Raw genomic sequence first — 20,665 nt, forward strand, 5'->3', positions numbered from 1 at the left:
GCGCCACCGGGCGAGCAAACGGCTACTTAAACAACGCGTGCACGTTGTTCTGCTTGTAATTAAGCGTCGGGTGCAGCTCGTCGAGCTCGAACGACAGCGCCAGATAGCGGGCGGCCATCAGCTCTGCAAAATGCGTTTTGATCAGCGCAAACAGCATTTCACCGACCTCTTTCCGGCTTTCCAGGCTGCGCCCCGCGCCGATCTTCAGCGTCATATGCACAAAGGCGTAATCGTGCTTACCGTCTGCCATCTGCCAGGTGTCCAGCCAGTGGGCGCGGCTGCGGATACCGCCGATGGGGAAGATGCCCGTGGCGGCGAGCGCCTCGTTCACTTTGGCGAACAGCCCTGGCAGGTCGGCCTGCTCGCGGATGTTGTCGGTACATTCAGCAATAAAATGCGGCATGGTGGCTCCCTACGCGGGCAGCGGGAAAACGGCGTTGACCTGGCCGGTGCCGGAGCTGGCGAACAGCTCGGTGAGAAACTCCACCTTACCGTCGTATTTGTCCCAGCCGAGCATCCCCAGCAGCATCACCGTGTCGTGCATATTGCCCTCGCCGTAGCAGTAGTCGGCGTACTCCGGCAGCATGCTGCAAAACTCCTTGAACTGACCCTCGCGCCACAGCTTCACCACGCGCTCGTCCATCTGACGGTCAAACTCGCGGGTGTAGCTGTTCATCCCTTCCTCCGCGCGCTGGTCGTCGATAAAGCGGTGCGAGAGCGAGCCGCTGGCAAGCACTGCCACGGTGCCGTCATATTTTTCGATGGCGCTGACGATGGCCTCGCCCAGCCTGCGGCTGTCGGCGAAGTCGTGAACCGTGCAGAACGCCGAGATGGAGACCACTTTGAAGTGCTTATCCGCGTTCATGTAGCGCATCGGCACCAGCGTGCCGTACTCCAGCTTCAGGCTCGGGATGTTGTGCGCCTTGGCGCGAACGCCAAGCTTCACCGCTTCGTCGGCAATCAGCTGGCCGAGTTCCGGGTTGCCGTCGTAGTCGTAGGTCATGTCGCGGATAAAGTGCGGTAGCTCGTTGCTGGTGTAGACGCCCGCAAAATGGTCCGCACAGTTGATGTGGTAGGCGCTGTTCACCAGCCAGTGGGTGTCGAACACGATGATGGTGTCCACGCCCAGCTCGCGGCAGCGCTTGCTGATCTCTTTATGCCCGTCGATGGCCGACTGGCGGCAGCCGTGGTTTTTGCCCGGCAGTTCGGAGAGATACATTGACGGAACGTGTGTGATTTTTGCCGCTAACGCTAATTTACCCATGGTCAGATCCCCCACTTTGGAATCGGATGGTCACCCATGGAGATACAGACGTTCTTCATCTCCGCGAAGACCTCGAAGCTGTACTCGCCGCCCTCACGCCCGGTGCCGGAGGCCTTCACGCCGCCAAACGGCTGGCGCAGGTCGCGCACGTTCTGGGTGTTGACGAACACCATGCCCGCTTCGATGCTGCGCGCCAGACGCAGCACTTTGCTGACGTCCTGGGTCCAGATGTAAGATGCCAGGCCGTACTCCACGTCGTTGGCCAGGCGCAGGCCTTCCGCTTCGTCCTTAAACGGCAGCAGGCAGGCCACCGGCCCGAAGATCTCTTCCTGCGCCACGCGCATGCGGTTATCGACATCCGCCAGCACGGTCGGGCGCAGGAAGTTGCCGCCTTTCAGGTGCGCAGGCAGATCGGTCGGTTTGTCCGGGCCGCCCGCCAGCAGGGTTGCCCCTTCTTCAATGCCGAGGCGGATATAGCCGGAGACTTTTTCCCAGTGCTGCTGGCTGATGAGCGCGCCAATCTGGGTGTTCGGATCGGTCGGGTCGCCCACGCGCAGGCGGTTGGCGCGCTCGGCAAAGCGTTTGACGAACTCCGGGTAGATGCTCTGCTGGATGAAGATGCGCGAGCCGGCGGTGCAGCGTTCGCCGTTGATGGAGAAAATGGTGAACAGGGCGGCGTCCAGCGCGCGCTCAATGTCCGCGTCTTCAAAAATCAGCACCGGCGATTTGCCGCCCAGCTCCATGGAATACTTCTTCAGCCCGGCGTTTTTCATGATGTTGCGCCCGGTGGCGGTGCCGCCGGTGAAGGAGACGGCGCGCACGTCATGATGACGCACCAGCGCGTCGCCCGCCGTGGCGCCATAGCCCTGCACCACGTTGAGCACGCCCGCCGGAATGCCCGCTTCGAGGGCCAGCTCGCCCAGACGGTCGGCGGTCAGCGGGGAGAGTTCAGACATCTTCAGCACCGCGGTATTCCCTAAGGCCAGGCACGGCGCGACCTTCCAGGTGGCGGTCATAAACGGCACGTTCCACGGCGACACCAGCGCGCAGACACCCACCGGCTGCACCAGGGTGTAGTTGAGCATCTTGTCGTCGACCGGGTAGGTTTTGCCGTTCATCTGCTGGCACACCTCGGCGAAGAACTCGAAGTTGTGCGAGGCGCGCGGAATGAGCACGTTTTTGGTCTGGTGGATCGGCAGGCCGGTGTCGGCGGTTTCCATCGCGGCAATGTCCGGCACGTTCTGGTCAATCAGATCCCCCAGGCGACGCATCAGGCGCGCGCGCTCCTTCATCGGCAGGTTGGCCCATTTCGGGAACGCCTCTTTGGCGGCGGCAACGGCCTGATGGATTTCGGCTTCGCCGCCGGAGGCCACTTCTGCCAGCACCTCGCCGGAGGCCGGGTTGGTGGTGTGGAAGTACTCACTTCCGGCGACGTTTTTACCGTTGATCCAGTGGTTAATCTTTTTCATTTTGCAGTCTCCTCACTGACAATTCGGTTTACCAGACGGCCTACGCCTTCTACTTCCACCACCACCTCATCGCCCGGCACCACGTCGGACAGCCCCTTCGGCGTGCCGGTGGCAATCATGTCGCCCGGTTGCAGGGTCATGAAATCACTCAGATACGCAATCAAGTAGGGGATGCTGAAGATCAGGTCTGCCGTGGTGCCTTCCTGACGCAGTTCACCGTTGACGTAGGTGCGAAGACGAAGGTTGTGCGGGTCAGGAATGGCTTCTTTTGGCACCACGTTCGGGCTGATGGGGGTCAGCCCGTCGCGGCTTTTCACCCGCAGGTTCGGGCGATAGTAGTTTTCGAGATAATCGCGGATGGCGTAGTCGTTGCACACCGTGTAGCCCGCAACATACTCCATCGCCTCGGCTTCACTGACCTTGCGCGCGGTTTTGCCGATGACCACCACCAGCTCCGCTTCGTAATGCATGTATTCAATGCTTTTTGGGCGCACCGAGGTCTGGTTGTCGCCGTTAAAGGTGTTTGGCGCTTTGATAAACACCAGCGGCTCGGTGGGTGGCTTGAAGTCCAGCTCGCTGGCGTGATCGGCGTAGTTCAGGCCGAGGGCGAACAGCGTGGCGTGCGGCGGCGTGCGCGAAGCGATGGCAACGTCGCGTTCCTCCACCACCGGGTTTTCCAGCGGCGGAAATCCTTCTGCCAGAATACGTACCCGATCGCCCGGGCGAACTTCGACGCGGCTTTGCGGAGTGCCGAGCAATATCGCATCGCCGGGGTTCAGGGTGGCAAATTCGCTCAGGGCGCTCAGCAGTTCGGCGGCGTTGCGGTGCAGATCAACCGTGTTCCAGTGGTCCGCTTCGCGGCCGTTGATCTCGGTGATGATGGTCAGATTATCAACGTTATTAACGGCGACAGGTTCGCCGAGCGGGCAAAATCCATCCCGGCATTTGGCCTTGATCGCCGGACGGTAGAAGCTCTCTTCCGGCAGGCTGATTTCGTTAGCCAGCGCGTAGCCGGCGATGTACGCCGCCGCCTCTTCAACGCGTACTTTGCTGGCGGTTTTGCCCACCACCAGCGCCACCGTCGCGCCGCTTAACACGGTTTCTCCCTGCGGGAAGGGAATCGGTTCGCCTGCGCGGATAACAGTGTTATGTGGCTTGATAAACCACACCGCCGTTTTTGGCGGCGCGTTATAGGGGGCTTTTTCAAACGCCTCAGCCCAGGCCACACGCTGGCTTTGGTGGTTTAGCGCTACGGCAAAAACAGTACCTTTCATTCCCATACTCCTCAAACCGGCTGTCCGGTTTTGATTTCATTAATATGTTAATGATCTGGTTTTATGCTTTTGCTGTTCGTTTCGCAATCAGAAGTGAATAATTTGTGATGCAAATAACAATAAATTTACATAAAAGGGTGGGTTGATATTTAAATCAATAAGTTAAAAAAAATAGCTTTGTTTCTGTTAGACTTTTTGGGTTAAAACGTGTTGTCTATAAAAGCATCTGTTTTTAATTGTTTATTTGTTAATGATGTAAGGGGTAGATGATGCATGACTCATTAACCATCGCGCTGTTGCAGGCGCGTGAAGCGGCGATGGGCTACTTCCGCCCGATAGTGAAGCGGCATAATCTGACCGAGCAGCAGTGGCGTATCGTCCGCGTGCTGGCCGAGCATCCCTCCATGGATTTTCACGATCTGGCGTTCCGCACCTGTATTTTGCGCCCAAGCCTGACCGGCATTCTGACGCGGATGGAGCGCGACGGTCTGGTGCTGCGCTTAAAACCGGTGACTGACCAGCGCAAGCTGTACGTGTCGCTGACGAAAGAAGGCAACGCGCTGTACCAGCGTGCTCAGGCTCAGGTGGAAGAGGCGTACCAGCAGATAGAGGCGGAATATACGCCTGAGAAGATGAAGCAGCTCACGGCGCTGCTGGAAGAGTTTATTGAACTTGGAAACCGACATATCGCCGCGAGGGACGAAGCGTAAAAACCCTAAATTCCAGGATGATTTTCGTAAAGTTTTCTCATGCCAGGCCGAATATTCTGTATCTGCCTGAGGAAAGAGAAAACATGTTAAACCGAATCAAGATTGTCACCAGCTTACTGCTGGTTTTAGCGATATTTGGCCTTTTACAACTCACGTCTGGTGGTCTTTTCTTCAATGCCCTGAAGCATGACAAAGAGAATTTCACCATCCTGCAAACCATTCGCCAGCAACAATCCACCCTGAACGGTAGCTGGGTGGCGCTGCTGCAAACCCGTAACACCCTGAACCGCGCGGGTATCCGCTATATGATGGATCAGAACAATATCGGCAGCGGCTCAACCGTCGCCGAGCTGATGCAGATTGCCTCTGCGTCTCTGAAACAGGCGGAAAAAAACTGGGCGGATTACGAAGCGCTGCCGCGCGACCCGCGTCAGAGCGACGCTGCGGCACTGGAAATCAAACGTAATTACGATATTTACCATGGCGCGCTGGCTGAGCTGATCCAGCTGCTGGGGGCGGGCAAAATCAATGAGTTCTTCGACCAGCCGACCCAGAGCTATCAGGATGGCTTTGAGAAGCAGTACGTCAACTACCTGCAACAGAACGACGCGCTGTATCAGACCGCGGTTGAAGACAGCAACAGCTCTTACCGCCAGGCTATCTGGGTGCTGATTAGCGTGCTGGCTGCGGTGCTGGTGGTGATTGTTGCCGTCTGGCTGGGTATTCGTCAGGCGCTAATTTCGCCGCTGAACCGTCTGATTGACAGCATTCGTCATATCGCCAGCGGCGACCTGGTGAAGCGCATCGACGTGGAAGGCTCCAACGAGATGGGTGTACTGGCTGACTCCCTGCGCCATATGCAGGGCGAGCTGGTGCGTACCGTGGGTGACGTGCGTAACGGCGCCAACGCTATTTACAGCGGTGCGAGCGAAATCTCGATGGGCAATAACGATCTCTCATCCCGTACCGAACAGCAGGCTGCCTCTCTGGAAGAGACCGCCGCCAGCATGGAACAGCTGACTGCCACCGTGAAGCAGAACGCCGAGAACGCCCGTCAGGCGAGCAACCTGGCGCTGAGCGCGTCTGAAACCGCGCAGAAAGGCGGCAAGGTGGTGGATAACGTGGTGCAGACCATGCGTGACATCGCCGGCAGTTCGCAGAAAATCGCCGATATCATCAGCGTGATCGACGGGATTGCCTTCCAGACCAATATTCTGGCGCTGAACGCGGCGGTAGAAGCAGCGCGTGCGGGCGAGCAGGGGCGTGGTTTTGCGGTGGTTGCAGGTGAAGTCCGAAACCTGGCGCAGCGCAGCGCCCAGGCGGCTCGCGAGATCAAGAGCCTGATTGAAGACTCCGTGGGGCGCGTGGAAATTGGTTCAACGCTTGTTGAAAGCGCGGGTGAAACCATGGGTGAGATCGTGAATGCGGTAACGCGCGTGACGGATATCATGGGCGAAATCGCGTCTGCGTCTGACGAGCAGAGCCGCGGTATCGACCAGGTTGGGCTGGCGGTGGCTGAGATGGATCGCGTGACCCAGCAGAACGCCTCGCTGGTGGAAGAGTCTGCGGCGGCGGCCGCGGCACTGGAAGAGCAGGCGAGCCGTCTGACGCAGGCCGTTGCGGTGTTCCGTATTCAGCAGGAACAGATGAAGGCGCGCGAGTTCGCCTCGGCGAAAAGCGTTGCCGCACCGGTAGTGGCGCGTAAACCGGCGACCGCAGACGCGGGCGATAACTGGGAAACGTTCTGACGCTGTGCGTTTTGCCGGGTGGCGACTGCGCCTGACCCGGCCTACGGATTGTGCGTTTCGCCGGGTGGCGGCTGCGCCTTACCCGGCCTACGGATTGTGCGTTTTGCCGGGTGGCGGCTGCGGAATTGGGTTTTGTAGGCCCGGTAAGCGCAGCGCCACCGGGCGATCTTACAGAGGCAGGCGCATGGCGCAGCGGGAACCATACGCTAAACCGTGCGCCGACTCTTCCTCGCGTTTCTGGCGCAGTTCCGGCGTCAGCGTCGTCATCATTTCAAACCCTAATCGCCTGTAGAAGGGCGCATTCCACGGGACATCACGAAACGTCGTTAACGTCAGCGAGTTCAGCCCCAGACTGCGGGCATGCGCGGCGGCACGGGCGATTAACTGGCGTCCAAGACCTCGTCCCTGACAGTCCAGGTGAACCGACAGTTCCACAATAAACAGCGACGATGGATGAGCTTCGGCGAGAATAAAACCCACGGGCCTGTCGTCAGCCAGCGCCAGCCAGCTTAATCCGCGTCCGGCGTAACCGAGGTGATCTTCAACAGAAATAACCTCATTGTCTGCCAGCCAGGCCAGCTCAGGAACGTCGCGAAACCGCTGCCCCGCCGCGCGTTCAATGGCGGGCAGGGCAGCGACGTCGTCGATGCGCGTCGGGCGAAGAGTTAACGCCGTCATCAGCCAGCGCTGCTCACAATTTTAATCTCCACCATGCCGATCCCCAGCTTGCGCGGAGCGTGACCGAGAATATTCCCTTCGTTAGTGGACTGCGGATCGGGTGGCACAATGACCAGCGTATTGCTGCGCGTTGGGTTATCGAAGTGCAGCGTGCTGGTGGTGACGTCATTGCTCAGCGTCAGCGTCTGTTCTTTATCACCGACGCGCACCGGTATAGGACGGTTTGCGTTGGGACCAAATGCCCTGGCGGTGATCACCAGATCGAATTTCTCCGGCAGCGGATGGGTATACTCAATTTTCACCTCATCGCCCAACTGCGCGTTAGACCAGCGCCCCCAGGATTCCGGCCGTGAAATACCGCTGAACTGCTTCACCTCCTCCGGTGCGCCGGCAACATTAAAGATGAAGCTGTCTGCTTTATAACGAATGTCGTTGTCGACGATTTTCAGCAGGTCTACGTTGCGCTGATAGCGTGCGGTATCAATAACCGTATCTTTAAACGCGGTTTTTCCCTGCCACTGCGGTTTGTCAACGTGTTGCACGGTCTGCTCGCCGCCGAGTTGCCCCTGAGAAACGCACCAGTCGGTGGACAGCGACAGCTGTTGCGACCAGAGCTGGCCCATTTTGTAGCATTTGTCGACCCAGACGAAATTATCGCGCGGGGCAAATTCCGCCAGCTGGAAGCGCAGTGGCGCGGAGTATTCGCTTTCCGGCAGCGGCTCGACGCGGTTATCCGACACGCGCAGCAGCAGCGGCAGGCGGAAATGGCTGCCGGAGAACGCGATCATTTTTTTATCCTGATCGATGGTGAAGTCTTTTATCTCTTTCGGGAAGTTCCACAGACGAATGATATCCGGCTTCCAGGCGAGGATTTTTTCCTTCATGTTGAGGAAAATTTCCGACAGGGACTGGCCCGACAGCGTACTGCGGCCCAGGCCAATGAAGTTATCGCCACCCAGAATATCCAGCACGGTAGCGCCGTTATCCATCGAGTTACGTTTAGCGGCAATGATCTCCTGCTGCGGTTTATCGCCGCGCAGCACAAAGAACAGGTTGCTGCGATCCAGCTTATTCAGCTCATCCCAGGCGCTGTTTTTCATCGCCAGATGGTCAGATGAGACGACGATGACCGTATTTTTGAAATACGGCGACGCTTTGATTTTCTCGATTAACGCCGCGATATGCTCCTGGCTACAGGTCACGGCGCTGAACGACTTGTTGTTTTTACCGTCAATATCATAGCCCTGACGTTTACAGGTGCGTGAGACGAAACCATCCGGATGATGCGTGTCAACGGTCAACGCAAACAGCGAGAAGCGTTTACCGGCGCGGGAAAGCTCCTCGAATTTCTTCCAGGTTTCATCCAGAACGGTATCGTCGTAAAAGCCCCAGTCGTTGCGGTAGGCCGGATCGGCCACCGTGGTTTTCAGCTCTTCGGAACCATACAAGTGATCGAAACCGTGAGATTTCAGGAACACATCTTTCCCGGCAAAGCGCAGGTTAGCGCCCTGCATAAAGTAGTTTTCATAGCCCGAGTTTTTCAGGATATCGCCGAGGCAAATGTTCTGCGGGAAGAAGCTCGACATTGAGGCGGAGGCGTTGCCTTCAAACGGGGCGAACAGCGGAATGCCGCACTGAGAGGCCACCATCCCGGCGATGGTGTAATCCGTACCGGGCAGCTGCATGGTGTGGCTGAAGTCGAGGCCCTGGTCTTTCAGCGCGCCAAGCTCTGGCGTCAGGTTCGGGAAAGCATCGTTATCAAAATAGGTGCGTTCCAGACTTTCGCCGTAGATATAGACCAGGTTGAGTCTGGGATTGTCGATCTTCTTCGAGGGTTCTTTGTAATAGGCCGCAAAGTCCGGATCGCCATCGCGCGACTGGGATTTTACCAGCTCGGTAATTTGATGGAATGCCGGGCTGGCATCCACGGAGGCCAGCGCCAGGCACAGCGCCAGCAGGCTGTAGCCATGATGATGCGGACGGTGACGGCGACGGCGCAGAACCCAGGCCAGCGCGGCGAAGATGCCCACCAGGGCGACCACCAGCCCCAGACCCGGAAGGATGTACTTACCCACACCAGCGCCGGTGAGGCTGTTGGTCAACGTGTAGAGCACCGCGTCGTTAATACCGTCGCCGGTAAAGTAATCGCTGGCATATAACGTAATGTTTAAAACAATAAAAATGCCGAGCACCACCAGGGTGGCCACAAACCACCAGGTGTGACGACCGGCTTTCCAGGCATAAACGCCGATGGAAGCCAGGAAAAGGACAAGGGACATTAACTCTGACAACAGCAGATCCTCATCATGCCGGACGCTTAGCCGGCTAATTGCTTATTTTTTGGGTAATACAATGTAATTGCGATGTCGCTTAGCTGCAATTTTAGTGTCACGAAAGTGTGCTGTTGTTAGGATTTGGTTTATAAAATCGGATTTTTGAATACAGTCGCATCGTGGCACACGGAGGCTGAGGTGGTGGCAGGGGGTAAAAAAACGCACTTCACGCCGCGGTGTAAGACTAACGTAATAAACCGGGCGTGTTGTGGCAGAAAATGGGAGGCGATCAGGACAGGAAATTAACGCCTTGTTTCAGCACCAGATCGCAGGCTTTCGTTTTCACCTGTTTCGCCAGAGATGAATTTCCAAGGGTGCTGAGGTTCAGCTGCTGGCCATTTTGCGCGTTCAGCAGACCCTGAATACCGTCCATATAGTTGGTGTCCGCTTTCTGCTCCTGGGTGTCCAGACCCAGTTTACCCAGCACCTGGTTTTTGATGTTTTCGGTATCGGTAACGGAAGCCAGTTTCTGCTTCGCGCAGTATTCCAGAATGCCCGCCGCGTTGTTCATCGTTCCGGCGCTCAGGCTTTGGGAGCTGTTACTCAGCAGGCCGGTGAGGGACGAGGCTGACAGCCCGCCCTGGGAAGTGCCGCTCTCTTTGGTTAACTCACTTGCTGCGCTGGAGAGCGACTCCTGCCATGATGCGGCCTGCGCTGCGCCAGTCACCAGCAGGGCGCCAGTAAGGATGCTGATAAGGAACTGTTTTTTCATAATGATTTACTCAACAAGGTCCGTTTTGGGCCAAAAGTGGGTTCAGTATATACCTCTGCTCTTCCGGTGCTCCCTGGAAATATCTTAATACTCTTTGCCGGTGACGCGGCTGCGATAGCTGTCCCAGTCGAAGATGACGTACAGGCTGTTACCCAGCTTCATGCGATCCATCACCCGCTCGCCAAGAAGTCGGGTCATCTCGTCGATATTGTGGTTCGTCAGCATACCGGTTGGGCGTTTTGACGACGAACGGCGATCGACAATCTGATTGATGATCACTTTTTCGTAGCGGGACTCCGTCTGGACGCCGATCTCGTCGATGACCAGCAAATCCACGTTACTCAAATCATTCAGCAGCTGTTCTTCGCTGGTTTCGCGGTTACTGAAGGTGTCCTTCATGGCGGACATAATATCGGCCACGGTGATAATCAGCACTGACTTCCCGCGCAGCAGCAGCTCGTTGCAGATTGCGGCCGCAAGGTGATTTTTCCCCGTGCCGGGTTTTCCGCTAAAGATGAAGCTGGCAATGTTGCCGTCAAATTCATCCACGTACTGGCGCGCCTGGTTGAGGGCGTTCATCTGCCCCTGTGACTCGACCTTATAATTCTCGAAGGAGCAGTTCTGGTGCAGAGGGCGAATGCCCGAGCGGTTAAAGGTGCGCTGCATTTTCATCGCGCGGTTTTCGCGGGCGAGGGCAGCCGCGCGAATTTTACCCTGCTCTTTTTGCCATGCCAGCAGCTCTTCACCGGTGGTGAATGCGGGCTTCACGTTGGCGGGCATCATCTTCTGCAAACGTTTCATCAGGTCGCCGACGTTTTTCATTTCGCACCTCGGAATCCATCAGGGATTTTTTTGTCCGGTTCTGAAAAGGCATTGATATCACGTTTTGGCTGGCCATTGTTGCTGGCGCGGTTGATTTGCAGACTGCGCGCGAACTTTTGCTGCCACTGAACATGGTGGAAGACTTTTCCTTCAGCCTGCCAGTAAGCGGTAAAGGCCGCCAGCTCTTCTGGCGTCGCGGGCTGCGCGAGGGCTATTCCCCATAAGGCCGCCTGCCGCTGAAAATCGGCGTCCGGCTGCCAACCGGCGTACATGGGAAATTTCCCCATTGGAACGGCCACCGGGGCGCTGGCGGGTTCGTCAAAAAACTGATTATCCAGCATGACATCGCTCGCCGGACGCGACAGCTTCGCTTCAATTTCCAGAAGCTGCGCCAGACGTTCCGGCGTGACCGCATAAAACGCCGGGGCGTTGTCGGCAAATACCGCGAGCGTGCCGCCTTCGGCGTGCGTCAACACACCGCGAGGATCGCGCATAAAGGCATCGATGCCAGCAATGCTGGTGGTCAGGATTCTGGAGGACATAACACTTTCTCAACTGATTACTACGGGCGTGATTGAGGGTTATGGTAGCACAGAGAGAGGAGAGGAAAGGAGAGGATTTCCCCGGCGGCGTTACGCTTACCGGGGCTAAAATCACAGGCGGCAGTTTACGCGATGATGTTCAGCGTCACGTCGATATTGCCGCGCGTCGCGTTAGAGTACGGACAGACGATATGCGCTGCATCCACCAGTTTTTTGGCTTCCGCTGCGTCCATCCCTTCAACGTGGATGTTCAGCTTCGCTTCGATACCAAAACCGGTTGGCAGCGGGCCAATCCCCACTTCGCCTTCAATAAAGGCGTCTTTTGGCAGAGCGAATTTGTCGCGTGCCGCAACGAACTTCATTGCGCCCAGGAAGCAGGCGGAGTAGCCCGCAGCGAACAGCTGTTCAGGGTTGGTTACTTCACCCCCCATGCCGCCCATCTCTTTTGGCACACCCAGTTTGACATCCAGAACGCCATCGGAAGACGTTGCGCGGCCATCACGGCCTCCAGTTGCTTTGGCTTTGGCAGTGTAGACAACTTTTTCTAAAGACATGGCAGGTTCCTCATCTTACGTTTATATGCACTATTAAATAGCGCGCGATGTATTAAGTTAGAATCAGACGCGTAAAGTATAGCCTTACGCGCGATGAAGCTGTTGGCGCAAAAGTTCGAGCTGTTGCTTGAGCGCCAACATGGTGTCGGTATCACACTGCGCTGCACAGCCCACGGCGTGGGGTATCGTCACGGCCTGCTGTTGCAGCGCCCGACCCGCGTCGCTCAGGGTGACGGCGACCTGACGCTCATCCTGACGGGAACGCTGGCGGAAGATTAATCCTGCGCTTTCCAGGCGTTTCAGCAGGGGAGTCAGCGTGGCGGAATCCAGGAACAGCCGCTCGCCAATGTCTGACACCGTGATATCATCCTGCTCCCACAGCACCAGCATCACAAGGTATTGCGGGTAAGTCAGGTTAAGCGGCGCCAGCAGTTGCCGGTACAGCTTGTTAAGCGCCAGATTTGCCGAATAGAGGGCAAAACAGAGCTGGTTATCCAGCAGAAGCGCGTTGGTAGTGTCGTTCGTTTTTGCGTCCATGAAATGAATATAGATAGCGCACGATATAATTGCAAGCGATTTTATTATACGCGTGGACGTTTGCGGTAAAGCCATAATCCGGGGATCGACAGGCCGATGGAGAGCGCGCCCACAATCGACGAGGCTTTAAGGAAATTGCTCAGAAGCAGGATCATCTGCGGTTCGCTGTAGCCAAAGTGGCTGATTTTGACGGCGGAGATCATCGCCGTATAGGCTGAAATGCCCGGGAACATAGGAATGACTGCCGCCACGGTGAACACTTTCGGGTGCGCCAGATACCAGCGGGACCACTGAATACCGATGCTGCCGACCAGCATGGAGGCGATAAACGTCGACCATTCGATATTAAAGCCCGAGGTCATCATGATCATACGTGAGCCGTGGCCAATGGCACCCAGCAGCGCACACCAGGGTAATGCACGCTGTGGGACGTTAAACACCATCGCAAAGCCAACGGCGGGAAGGGCTGCCAGGAGCATGTCCTGCGCCAGTGCGAGCAGAAAATCCATCACGCCCATCCGCGTAACCCCCAGAGTGTCATGGCCATTACCACCCCGATACAGGTCGCCAGCGTCAGCAGGCTGGCTATCGCCCAGCGCGCCAGACCGGTGTTGATGTGGCCTTTGAACATATCAGCGACGGCGTTGATTAAGGGAAAACCCGGCACCAGCAGCAATACGCTGGCGGCCATCGCAACAGTAGGCGTGCTGGCGAAGTAAGGCTGGCGCAAAAGCAGGCCGGATACGGTTGTCGCCACGAACGCCGTGATGCAGAAGTTAATTTGCGGATGCAGTTGCCTGTGCGTCAACAACTGGCGGACATACATCGCGATGCTGCTGGCAAAGAAGGTCACGACAGCGCCGTCCCAGCCGCCCGCGTTGAGCTTGCAGAAGCAGGCGCAGGAGAGTCCCACCATCAGCACAACCAGCCAGCGTGGATACCGGAGAGGTTTGATCTGGTTGAAGCGTTTCTCTATCTCCCTCAGATCGAGCAGCTTGTGTTCAGCAAGGATCACGATGTGCTGCACTTCCGTCACGACGTGCATGTTAATACCGCGGTCATGATTTTTACGGGTGGAGGTCAGGCACTGTCCGTCTTTAATGGTGGTCAGCACAATGGCATTTGACGAGATGGAGCTCTCAACGCTGTCCATCCCCAGCGCCAGCCCAAGGCGTGTGGAAAGTTCTTCCACGAGGGCGCTTTCTGCCCCGTGTTGTAAGAGAAAAAGCCCGCACTGAATACATAGCCGCGTGGTAGCACGTTGCGTAGACCGATCTGCCTGCATGAAACGCCCTGAAGAGAAGAGAGATTGCTTACTTTTAACACAAAGGGCAGGGCCCTTTGCGCTGGGCCAGATCAACATTTGTGCAATCAGTCGCGTGAGCAGGGGGAGAAAACCGCACTTTCTATTTGTTTAATGAATATAAAAATAGAGATTTATAAAGACAATATATTAAGTATTTCTAATTTCATATTTTCAATCTTTTCACGCAATCTTAATTAAAGTTTTGTGGTCTTTATGCGATATTAAGCCAGTATTGGGCGTTTCTTAACCCATGTGATATTTCTTCTGATTTGCGAGTATTAAGCCGTTTTGTACTGAGGGATGCAAGCGTGTTTAAACTCGTAGGGTTAGTTCGTTCTTAAATAATGAATTCATGACAGGGAGGGTCTATGTTGCCATTGAATGGTAAACACGGAGTGGTGATTAGTAGAGTGCCGGTTATGCAAAATGGGCTAGGTGGCGTCATGACGCGTCATTTTCCTGATTTTGAAATAACGTACTGCCGTTCGATGCAGGAGTTGACGCTACTACAATTGCGTCGCGCTGGGGTCGTTATTGCCGATATTTCAGGTGAGTATCGTAATCCTCGCGGCACGCTTGAGCAGTATTATGGATTAATGAATCAGTATCGGGACATTCACTGGATATTCCTTGTCTCGCGTCCCCTTTATCCACTTGCAGTAGAGCTTCTTATGCGTCCGGAAAGCACGCTGCTTTCGGATATGGAACCGATCGAAGGCGTTATTAACGCTATTCGCGCGGGCAGTGAACGTGCCGAGCGAATAAGCCAGACGTTATTAATACCGGAAACGTCCGATATTGAAGAAGATAGTGAGCAAATGATTGCGCTCACCCACTCTGAACGCAAGGTGTTGCGTTTATTAGGTAAAGGTTGGGGAATCAACCAAATAGCCACGCTACTGAATAAAAGTAATAAAACGATCAGTGCACAGAAAAACAGTGCAATGCGCCGCTTATCACTTCGCAGTAATGCCGATATGTACGCGTGGATAAGCAGTACCCAGGGAATGCGAGAACTCAGTTTAATGTCGGCTTATGGAGAGTTTGAGGAATGGAAAAGACCACTGCAACAAGACATATCGCCGTCATCGAAAGCTGCTCAATGAGCGCTGTAGGGCTGAAGCATCTCTTTGCGATGCCCGCCCTGAGCCATTACCAGGTGCATCTGTTTAGCAGATTCGCCAGCTTTAAAGCGGCGCTCTCGGATATCTCATTCTATGCGGTTATCTATTCACTGTCTGATGAGCGTGAAGAGCGGAGAAACTGTCTGGCCTGTTTACGGGATCTCACCTTCACCCACAGCGACGTCCAGCGTATCGTGCTGGCCTCTGACGAAATGGAGGCGAGGCTGGTCAGCCATCTTTCGCCTTCTCGCCTGCATGGGATAATCAGTAAATCGGTTCCGCTAAAGCAGTTAATGGAGGGGCTGGAGACATTACTCAGCGAAACGCATCAGGTGAATGACAACATGTACAATCACTGGTGTGTTAGCCAGAATCGTATGTTAAGCCCAACCGAAAGGGCAATACTGCGTTATATGTCATCGGGATTTTCAATCCCTGAAATTGCGGCGCAGCTTGAACGCAATATTAAAACCATCCGGGCGCATAAGTTTAACGCAATGGTAAAGCTGGGCGTCAATTCTGACGTGGGATTACTGGATGCGGCGGATATCCTGGCGCATCTCCCTGCCCGGGAAGTGCGTCGTTCAGCTCTCACCGTTCCTTCATTCTCTCAGCGTTAAGTGGTGCGCCAGAGTTCTTCTGGCGCAACGTTTAAATGCAGACATCGACCCATTTTGCTGCGGTCAGCTCCGCCATTCTGTCGGGCGATATACGCACCGCACTGTGGATGGCACCCGCTGCGGGTAACACTTCCGCGTACTGTTTTAATGTGATGTCACAGTAAACAGAGAGCGGATTTTCCAGTCCGAAAGGGCAGACGCCGCCAACAGGATGACCCGTCAGGGTGACTACCTCATCGCTGCTGAGCATGCGGGCTTTTGCGCCGAATGTCTCTTTAAGCTTTTTGTTATCCAGACGCGCATCGCCTTTTGCAACCACCAGAATCACGTCATTTTTAATTTTCAGTGACAGCGTTTTGGCAATTTGGCCGGGTTCAACGTTGTGCGCGGCAGCAGCAAGGGCAACAGTCGCTGTGCTTTGGTTAAGCTCAATGATCTCTATATCCGGAGCGTGTTCGGCAAAAAACTGTTGTACAGACTGCAAACTCATTGATTCCTCCTGACAAATATCCTGCGTAATCTGTCATAAGAATTTAGTCGCTGTAAATATCCCTTAAGTAACAAATATCCATCAGGGGCGATTTCTGGATCGCCTTCACATTCACAGAAACCGGTTACAGTAACCGGTTGCAGAGCGTGATGCAGAGATTAATACTAAGTGTGTAACTTCCCCTGTATCTAATAATAAGAGCTAATTATGAAACCATTCCGTTTGAGCAGTACCGCAGGTACACGATCCGGCAAGGTTGTGACGCTGATGTATGGAACAACGTGTGACGTGAGAGCGTCCAAAACGAACGTCTGACAGGAGATCTGCTATGTCTGCCAACCACGCTGCATTTAATCTGATTTTCCGCTTCGTTGAAAATTATGTCAGCCCTATTGCCGGGCGCATCTCTTCCCAGCGTCACGTTATGGCTATTCGTGACGGGTTTATCTCAGCGATGCCGTTTATGATTGTAGGCTCGTTTTTATTAGTGTTCGCTTACCCGCCTTTTTCGCCTGATACCACCTGGGGTTTTGCTCGCGCCTGGCTGGATATGGCGAAGCAGTTTGAAGGTCAAATTCTGACGCCGTTTGATATGACAATGGGGGTGATGTCCCTTTATATCTGTGCGGCTATTGCCTACAACCTGGGCAAACATTACGTTAAAACGCATCAGCTGGATCCGTTCATGTGCGCGATGCTGTCGCTGATGGCGTTCCTGCTGGTCGCCGCCCCAAAAACCAAAGGCGCTTTACCGGTGGATAGCCTGGGAGGGACCGGTATTTTCACCGCGATTCTGGTGGCGATCTATTGCGTTGAGATGATGCGTTTCCTGAAAGCACACAATATCGGGATCCGCCTGCCAGACCAGGTTCCACCGATGATCAAAAACTCGTTTGACCTGCTGATCCCGGTGCTGGTGGTGGTGCTCACGCTATACCCGCTGAGCCTGCTGATCCAGTCGCAGTTCGGTATGCTGATCCCACAGGCCATCATGTCGATATTCAAACCGCTGGTCTCTGCGGCTGACTCGCTGCCTGCGATCCTGCTGGCGGTGCTGATTGGCCACCTGCTGTGGTTTGCCGGGATCCACGGCGCGGCGATTGTCTCCGGGATGCTGCAAATGTTCTGGCTGACAAACCTGGGGGCGAACCAGACCGCGCTGGCGGCGAGCCAGCCTTTGCCACACATCTTTATGGAAGCCTTCTGGACGTTCTTTATCGTTATCGGCGGATCGGGGGCGACGATGGGGCTGGTGTTCTGCTATCTGCGTAGCCGCTCCGCGCACCTGCGCTCCATTGGACGTCTGAGCGTGGTACCAAGCATTTTCAATATCAATGAACCGGTGATTTTCGGTACGCCGATTGTGATGAACCCGGTGTTCTTTATTCCTTTCCTGCTGGCGCCGATGGTTAATGCCGTGCTGGCATGGGCAGCGATGAAGTTTGATCTGATTGGCCGCGTGATTTCCGTTGTGCCGTGGACGGCACCGGCTCCGGTTGGTGCCGCCTGGGCGCTGGGCTGGGATTTCCGTGCAGCCATTCTGGTGCTGGTTTTGGCCTGCGTTTCCGCCATTATCTATTTCCCGTTCTTCAAGGTGTACGAGAAACAGTTGCTTCAGCAGGAAGCGGAAGAAGCACAGCGTAATGGAGAAGAGGAAAATCAGCAGGTCGCTTAGGTAAAAGCAAAACGGCAACGCAGGTTGCCGTTTTTAATGTTTGTTCCCTCTCTCTGCGGGTTTCAGGCCGGGCCAGACTACTTAAGCGTGCAATCGCCACACTGCTGCACGTCCGGCAGACGGTAGCGCTGACAGCAGGTACGACGTACCAGAAGTCCCTCACGCGGAACCACGGTGCGGTAAAGAGGGTTGTCCCGTCCATCCGACAGCTGTCTGGCAAAGAAACAGCTCTGACGCAGTGCATCCACTTTCTCGTCGCCGAGCAGCGGCTTCATCTCCGTTAAATACCAGTGGATAAGATACCCGGTATTACTCCAGATCAGTTTGCCGTTAATCTCTCCCGTCGCTTCCAGCGCATCAATGACCGGAACCAGCGCTCTTGTAATCAGCCGTTCCATACGCGCCTGCGCTGACAGGTGTCTCGCGCTCGGATCTTCATGTACATCAATCCAGAAACAGGCAGCACGCCCGGTTTCATGAAACTCAACATGGAAATGTTCCGACGAGAGATCGAGCATCGTTTCCTGGGTCAACAGGGCCAGCATGACAGGCGGCACCATCAGCCCGATATACCACTGTGCCCAGAGGGATAACAGCGGTTTGTTTTCCCGCGTCAGGGTAGGTTGGTTACGATAAATATGGTCGGAATAGGTTGCCAGCAGTGACCGCAGCTCCGCAGGGCGTTGCCACTCAGTCAGCGTCAGAGCATGATGCGGCGGTGCTTCATCCAGTTTGATGAAATCCAGCAGATGGGCGCGCGTTACGGCAATTTTTTCCCGAATGGCATCCGCAAACGTCGTTTCCCCGGCGGAGAGTGGAGCTCGCCAGAGCAGGGGCTCAACGATGTGTGCGGTACGAGTCGCCATAGTGTGGATTACAAATCTAAATGATAATGATTGCCAATCCTAACTATAGATAAAACCGAGCGCAAGCGTTTTATCCTGGCGCTGTGAAGGCGGTTTCAGGCGGTATGAAGCTCGTCGCTCAGCAGAATGCTGTTGCGTCCCATATGCTTGGCTTCATAGAGGGCTTTATCGGCTTTCGCCAGCGCGCCCTCAACGTCTTCACCCTCGAACATGGCGATGCCGATGCTGATGGTCACGTTAGTGGCGACGCTTTCGTTAAACATATGGGGGATTTTAAGATCGTAAACCTTCTGACGTATGCGTTCAGCCGTCTGTCGCGCTTGTTCCAGCGGGATGTTACTCAACAGCACCATAAATTCTTCCCCGCCAAACCGGGCGACAACATCGCGTGAGCGCACGGCGTCGCGTATCGCAGCCGAGACCCTGATCAAGGCCTGATCGCCCATCATATGGCCATAATGGTCGTTGTAGGCTTTGAAGTGGTCGATATCCATCAGCAGCACGAAGTGCTCGCCAGCGTCAGGCCTGGGAAGATTCTCCAGCCGGCTTTGCAGCCCGCGACGGTTATATAGGCCGGTGAGCGGGTCCATCATGCTGAGATCGGTCAGGGTTTCGCGCTCCTCCAGCAGTTCGGAAAGCAGCTCCTGGGCGAAACGGTCATTGCGCCGCTGAAGAACATGATGGATACCAATGGCGACCACCGGCAGCGCGAAAAAATAGGCCATTCTCAGCCAGTTTTCGGACGGACTAAGCCACAGGCAGGATATAAAAGCGGGAAATGAATGTAACGTAAAGGCTTTAATATTACTTGCGAACGCCAGAGACCCTATAAAAAGCACTGTTAATAGCGCCATCATTAAATAGGTCGCGTGATCGTGCGTGATTAACAGAAATTTAGAGACGATCTGCCAGGCCCATAAAAGACCAAAAATAGCTGAAACAACAGGGATATTTATTTTTCGCGTGCTGTTTTTCCAGTGCCAGATAAGTAAGCCTGTGCTGATAGTCAGTACGGCAAAGAGCGGGACTGATAACACACGCACGGAATAGAGAGGGTTTGTTACCGAGAACAATGCTGATGCGGCGTTCAGAAATAAAAACAAACGTAAAGATAGCTGATATTTCTTGTTGACTAAAGACAGCCAGGATTGTGATGTCATATGCGTGCGTTTTTATTAAAACTCAATTAAAACAATGAGCAAGGTGTTGTTGTGTAATATTGGGCGCTACAAAATTGAATTTTTATTATCAGAAAAACTTTATCGGAAGTTAACAGGTGGGCAATTTATCACCTTACACATTCTCTGTCATTATGGGAAAGCAATTGCTGGCGCAATTTCTTACGTCGCATGCTGACAAGTGATAATTACTATCATATGATACTGGTTATCATTATCAGTGCGAGAGGTGAAACCATGTTGAGCAAAGCGCTGGGAAGTGGGTGGGGAATATTACTGCCTGGTTCCATTATCGGTGGGCTAATGTTTGCCGATCTCCCCATTGATGTCTGGAAAGCAATGATTGTTTCAGGCTTGCTGGTGACATCCGCAATGATCTGGCACAAACAGTTACGGCATTACGTGCTGCTGCCATCATGCGTTGCGCTAATCAGTGGACTGCTGGTGATTCTGATGAGTTTGAAATAAAAGGGAAAAACAGGAGGCACTGCTGAGGGGATGTAAGATAATTGGTGCGAGGGGGGGGACTTGAACCCCCACGTCCGTAAGGACACTAACACCTGAAGCTAGCGCGTCTACCAATTCCGCCACCTTCGCACAGTCATCTTACTGGTTTGATATCGCCTCGTTGGTGCGAGGGGGGGGACTCGAACCCCCACATCCTAAGGACACTAACACCTGAAGCTAGCGCGTCTACCAATTCCGCCACCTTCGCCCAGTGCGAGCAATATCAACGTGATTTATGGTGCGAGGGGGGGGACTT

At 54.8% G+C, this 20,665-nt stretch carries 22 protein-coding genes and 2 tRNA genes; 6 read left to right on the forward strand and 18 right to left on the reverse strand.

The genetic code is table 11. The features are described from left to right. Positions 1-22: 22 nt before the first annotated feature. Genes INF61_RS01800 through hpaG form a run of 4 tightly spaced genes read right to left on the reverse strand, consistent with a single transcriptional unit; the run spans position 23 to position 4,007 of the window. A complete protein-coding gene (locus INF61_RS01800) occupies positions 23-403 on the reverse strand; it encodes a 5-carboxymethyl-2-hydroxymuconate Delta-isomerase (protein WP_015572594.1) in 381 nt (126 codons plus the stop codon). 9 nt (positions 404-412) lie between these two features. Next, positions 413-1,264: a 3,4-dihydroxyphenylacetate 2,3-dioxygenase gene (hpaD, locus tag INF61_RS01805; protein WP_045888120.1), complete on the reverse strand. Its 852-nt coding sequence runs from the start codon at positions 1,262-1,264 to the stop codon at positions 413-415. A 2-nt stretch (positions 1,265-1,266) separates the two neighbouring features. Then, positions 1,267-2,733: a 5-carboxymethyl-2-hydroxymuconate semialdehyde dehydrogenase gene (hpaE, locus tag INF61_RS01810; RefSeq protein ID WP_023303046.1), complete on the reverse strand. Its 1,467-nt coding sequence runs from the start codon at positions 2,731-2,733 to the stop codon at positions 1,267-1,269. Next, complete coding sequence (gene hpaG / locus INF61_RS01815) at positions 2,730-4,007, reverse strand: 4-hydroxyphenylacetate degradation bifunctional isomerase/decarboxylase (RefSeq protein ID WP_193547481.1); 1,278 nt, start codon at positions 4,005-4,007, stop codon at positions 2,730-2,732. Before hpaG ends, hpaE begins: the two co-directional genes overlap by 4 nt. A gap of 269 nt (positions 4,008-4,276) precedes the next feature. Between hpaG and hpaR the strand changes: the two genes are divergently transcribed. Together hpaR and tsr are read left to right on the forward strand one after the other, a co-directional pair. Next, a complete protein-coding gene (gene hpaR, locus INF61_RS01820; protein WP_017383846.1) occupies positions 4,277-4,717 on the forward strand; it encodes a homoprotocatechuate degradation operon regulator HpaR in 441 nt (146 codons plus the stop codon). A gap of 83 nt (positions 4,718-4,800) precedes the next feature. After that, positions 4,801-6,465, forward strand: coding sequence for a methyl-accepting chemotaxis protein (gene tsr, locus INF61_RS01825; protein ID WP_017383845.1), 1,665 nt, complete (start codon positions 4,801-4,803; stop codon positions 6,463-6,465). Between the two features lie 168 nt (positions 6,466-6,633). On the opposite strand, the gene INF61_RS01830 is transcribed toward tsr, so the two are convergent. The 9 genes from INF61_RS01830 to INF61_RS01870 form a co-directional block, all read right to left on the reverse strand. Beyond that, positions 6,634-7,143 carry a GNAT family N-acetyltransferase gene (locus INF61_RS01830; protein ID WP_193547482.1) on the reverse strand — a complete coding sequence of 170 codons (510 nt, stop codon included), beginning with the start codon at positions 7,141-7,143 and terminating at the stop codon, positions 6,634-6,636. Next, entirely contained in the window at positions 7,143-9,434 is a 2,292-nt protein-coding gene (opgB, locus tag INF61_RS01835) for a phosphatidylglycerol--membrane-oligosaccharide glycerophosphotransferase (protein ID WP_047726414.1), read from the reverse strand. The genes INF61_RS01830 and opgB overlap by 1 nt, the downstream gene beginning before the upstream one ends. A gap of 271 nt (positions 9,435-9,705) precedes the next feature. Beyond that, a complete protein-coding gene (locus INF61_RS01840) occupies positions 9,706-10,188 on the reverse strand; it encodes a DUF2501 domain-containing protein (protein WP_015572603.1) in 483 nt (160 codons plus the stop codon). Between the two features lie 84 nt (positions 10,189-10,272). Then, positions 10,273-11,010 carry a DNA replication protein DnaC gene (gene dnaC / locus INF61_RS01845; RefSeq protein WP_003856580.1) on the reverse strand — a complete coding sequence of 246 codons (738 nt, stop codon included), beginning with the start codon at positions 11,008-11,010 and terminating at the stop codon, positions 10,273-10,275. Then, entirely contained in the window at positions 11,007-11,552 is a 546-nt protein-coding gene (gene dnaT, locus INF61_RS01850) for a primosomal protein DnaT (protein WP_003856579.1), read from the reverse strand. The genes dnaC and dnaT overlap by 4 nt, the downstream gene beginning before the upstream one ends. 125 nt (positions 11,553-11,677) lie before the next feature. Continuing rightward, positions 11,678-12,106 carry an organic hydroperoxide resistance protein gene (locus INF61_RS01855; RefSeq protein ID WP_003856578.1) on the reverse strand — a complete coding sequence of 143 codons (429 nt, stop codon included), beginning with the start codon at positions 12,104-12,106 and terminating at the stop codon, positions 11,678-11,680. An 84-nt stretch (positions 12,107-12,190) separates the two neighbouring features. After that, positions 12,191-12,643: a MarR family winged helix-turn-helix transcriptional regulator gene (locus INF61_RS01860; RefSeq protein WP_015572604.1), complete on the reverse strand. Its 453-nt coding sequence runs from the start codon at positions 12,641-12,643 to the stop codon at positions 12,191-12,193. A gap of 44 nt (positions 12,644-12,687) precedes the next feature. Continuing rightward, positions 12,688-13,161: a threonine/serine exporter gene (locus INF61_RS01865; RefSeq protein WP_015572605.1), complete on the reverse strand. Its 474-nt coding sequence runs from the start codon at positions 13,159-13,161 to the stop codon at positions 12,688-12,690. Beyond that, positions 13,152-13,928 (reverse strand): threonine/serine exporter ThrE family protein, encoded by a 777-nt coding sequence (locus INF61_RS01870; RefSeq protein WP_017383842.1) that lies wholly within the window; start codon positions 13,926-13,928, stop codon positions 13,152-13,154. Before INF61_RS01870 ends, INF61_RS01865 begins: the two co-directional genes overlap by 10 nt. Positions 13,929-14,317: 389 nt before the next feature. Here INF61_RS01870 and INF61_RS01875 point away from each other — a divergent pair, with 389 nt between their 5' ends. Next, positions 14,318-15,055, forward strand: a complete 738-nt coding sequence (locus INF61_RS01875) for a LuxR C-terminal-related transcriptional regulator (RefSeq protein WP_058688955.1) — start codon at positions 14,318-14,320, stop codon at positions 15,053-15,055. Further along, the gene (gene bglJ / locus INF61_RS01880; RefSeq protein ID WP_017383840.1) at positions 15,052-15,693 is read left to right on the forward strand and encodes a DNA-binding transcriptional activator BglJ; all 642 of its coding nucleotides are present in this window, start codon (positions 15,052-15,054) and stop codon (positions 15,691-15,693) included. Before INF61_RS01875 ends, bglJ begins: the two co-directional genes overlap by 4 nt. 31 nt (positions 15,694-15,724) lie before the next feature. Here bglJ and INF61_RS01885 read toward each other — a convergent pair whose 3' ends face one another. Continuing rightward, positions 15,725-16,183 carry a YbaK/EbsC family protein gene (locus INF61_RS01885; RefSeq protein WP_003856572.1) on the reverse strand — a complete coding sequence of 153 codons (459 nt, stop codon included), beginning with the start codon at positions 16,181-16,183 and terminating at the stop codon, positions 15,725-15,727. A gap of 328 nt (positions 16,184-16,511) precedes the next feature. Here INF61_RS01885 and INF61_RS01890 point away from each other — a divergent pair, with 328 nt between their 5' ends. Continuing rightward, entirely contained in the window at positions 16,512-17,858 is a 1,347-nt protein-coding gene (locus tag INF61_RS01890; protein ID WP_003856571.1) for a PTS cellobiose transporter subunit IIC, read from the forward strand. 77 nt (positions 17,859-17,935) lie between these two features. Here INF61_RS01890 and fhuF read toward each other — a convergent pair whose 3' ends face one another. Both fhuF and INF61_RS01900 read right to left on the reverse strand, forming a co-directional pair. Further along, the gene (gene fhuF / locus INF61_RS01895; RefSeq protein ID WP_032103057.1) at positions 17,936-18,724 is read right to left on the reverse strand and encodes a siderophore-iron reductase FhuF; all 789 of its coding nucleotides are present in this window, start codon (positions 18,722-18,724) and stop codon (positions 17,936-17,938) included. Between the two features lie 95 nt (positions 18,725-18,819). Further along, positions 18,820-19,884: a GGDEF domain-containing protein gene (locus INF61_RS01900; protein WP_033486722.1), complete on the reverse strand. Its 1,065-nt coding sequence runs from the start codon at positions 19,882-19,884 to the stop codon at positions 18,820-18,822. A 216-nt stretch (positions 19,885-20,100) separates the two neighbouring features. Here INF61_RS01900 and INF61_RS01905 point away from each other — a divergent pair, with 216 nt between their 5' ends. Continuing rightward, positions 20,101-20,370 carry a DUF1435 domain-containing protein gene (locus INF61_RS01905; RefSeq protein WP_026080652.1) on the forward strand — a complete coding sequence of 90 codons (270 nt, stop codon included), beginning with the start codon at positions 20,101-20,103 and terminating at the stop codon, positions 20,368-20,370. Positions 20,371-20,412: 42 nt separating this feature from the next. On the opposite strand, the gene INF61_RS01910 is transcribed toward INF61_RS01905, so the two are convergent. Next, positions 20,413-20,499, reverse strand: a tRNA-Leu gene (locus INF61_RS01910). Between the two features lie 32 nt (positions 20,500-20,531). After that, positions 20,532-20,617: transfer RNA gene (locus INF61_RS01915), tRNA-Leu, on the reverse strand. Positions 20,618-20,665: the final 48 nt, after the last annotated feature.

Source organism: Enterobacter cloacae complex sp. P18RS, from assembly GCF_014982105.1.
In the GTDB taxonomy this organism is placed as follows: Bacteria; Pseudomonadota; Gammaproteobacteria; order Enterobacterales; family Enterobacteriaceae; genus Enterobacter; species Enterobacter hormaechei_C.

What these genes read in the sequence shown, in the direction of transcription:
- INF61_RS01800 (WP_015572594.1), bottom strand. Translation starts at nt 403, where the DNA reads ATGCCGCATTTTATTGCTGAATGTACCGACAACATCCGCGAGCAGGCC.
- hpaD (WP_045888120.1), bottom strand. Translation starts at nt 1,264, where the DNA reads ATGGGTAAATTAGCGTTAGCGGCAAAAATCACACACGTTCCGTCAATG.
- hpaE (WP_023303046.1), bottom strand. Translation starts at nt 2,733, where the DNA reads ATGAAAAAGATTAACCACTGGATCAACGGTAAAAACGTCGCCGGAAGT.
- hpaG (WP_193547481.1), bottom strand. Translation starts at nt 4,007, where the DNA reads ATGAAAGGTACTGTTTTTGCCGTAGCGCTAAACCACCAAAGCCAGCGT.
- hpaR (WP_017383846.1), top strand. Translation starts at nt 4,277, where the DNA reads ATGCATGACTCATTAACCATCGCGCTGTTGCAGGCGCGTGAAGCGGCG.
- tsr (WP_017383845.1), top strand. Translation starts at nt 4,801, where the DNA reads ATGTTAAACCGAATCAAGATTGTCACCAGCTTACTGCTGGTTTTAGCG.
- INF61_RS01830 (WP_193547482.1), bottom strand. Translation starts at nt 7,143, where the DNA reads ATGACGGCGTTAACTCTTCGCCCGACGCGCATCGACGACGTCGCTGCC.
- INF61_RS01840 (WP_015572603.1), bottom strand. Translation starts at nt 10,188, where the DNA reads ATGAAAAAACAGTTCCTTATCAGCATCCTTACTGGCGCCCTGCTGGTG.
- dnaC (WP_003856580.1), bottom strand. Translation starts at nt 11,010, where the DNA reads ATGAAAAACGTCGGCGACCTGATGAAACGTTTGCAGAAGATGATGCCC.
- dnaT (WP_003856579.1), bottom strand. Translation starts at nt 11,552, where the DNA reads ATGTCCTCCAGAATCCTGACCACCAGCATTGCTGGCATCGATGCCTTT.
- INF61_RS01855 (WP_003856578.1), bottom strand. Translation starts at nt 12,106, where the DNA reads ATGTCTTTAGAAAAAGTTGTCTACACTGCCAAAGCCAAAGCAACTGGA.
- INF61_RS01860 (WP_015572604.1), bottom strand. Translation starts at nt 12,643, where the DNA reads ATGGACGCAAAAACGAACGACACTACCAACGCGCTTCTGCTGGATAAC.
- INF61_RS01865 (WP_015572605.1), bottom strand. Translation starts at nt 13,161, where the DNA reads ATGGGCGTGATGGATTTTCTGCTCGCACTGGCGCAGGACATGCTCCTG.
- INF61_RS01870 (WP_017383842.1), bottom strand. Translation starts at nt 13,928, where the DNA reads ATGCAGGCAGATCGGTCTACGCAACGTGCTACCACGCGGCTATGTATT.
- INF61_RS01875 (WP_058688955.1), top strand. Translation starts at nt 14,318, where the DNA reads ATGTTGCCATTGAATGGTAAACACGGAGTGGTGATTAGTAGAGTGCCG.
- bglJ (WP_017383840.1), top strand. Translation starts at nt 15,052, where the DNA reads ATGAGCGCTGTAGGGCTGAAGCATCTCTTTGCGATGCCCGCCCTGAGC.
- INF61_RS01885 (WP_003856572.1), bottom strand. Translation starts at nt 16,183, where the DNA reads ATGAGTTTGCAGTCTGTACAACAGTTTTTTGCCGAACACGCTCCGGAT.
- INF61_RS01890 (WP_003856571.1), top strand. Translation starts at nt 16,512, where the DNA reads ATGTCTGCCAACCACGCTGCATTTAATCTGATTTTCCGCTTCGTTGAA.
- fhuF (WP_032103057.1), bottom strand. Translation starts at nt 18,724, where the DNA reads ATGGCGACTCGTACCGCACACATCGTTGAGCCCCTGCTCTGGCGAGCT.
- INF61_RS01900 (WP_033486722.1), bottom strand. Translation starts at nt 19,884, where the DNA reads ATGACATCACAATCCTGGCTGTCTTTAGTCAACAAGAAATATCAGCTA.
- INF61_RS01905 (WP_026080652.1), top strand. Translation starts at nt 20,101, where the DNA reads ATGATACTGGTTATCATTATCAGTGCGAGAGGTGAAACCATGTTGAGC.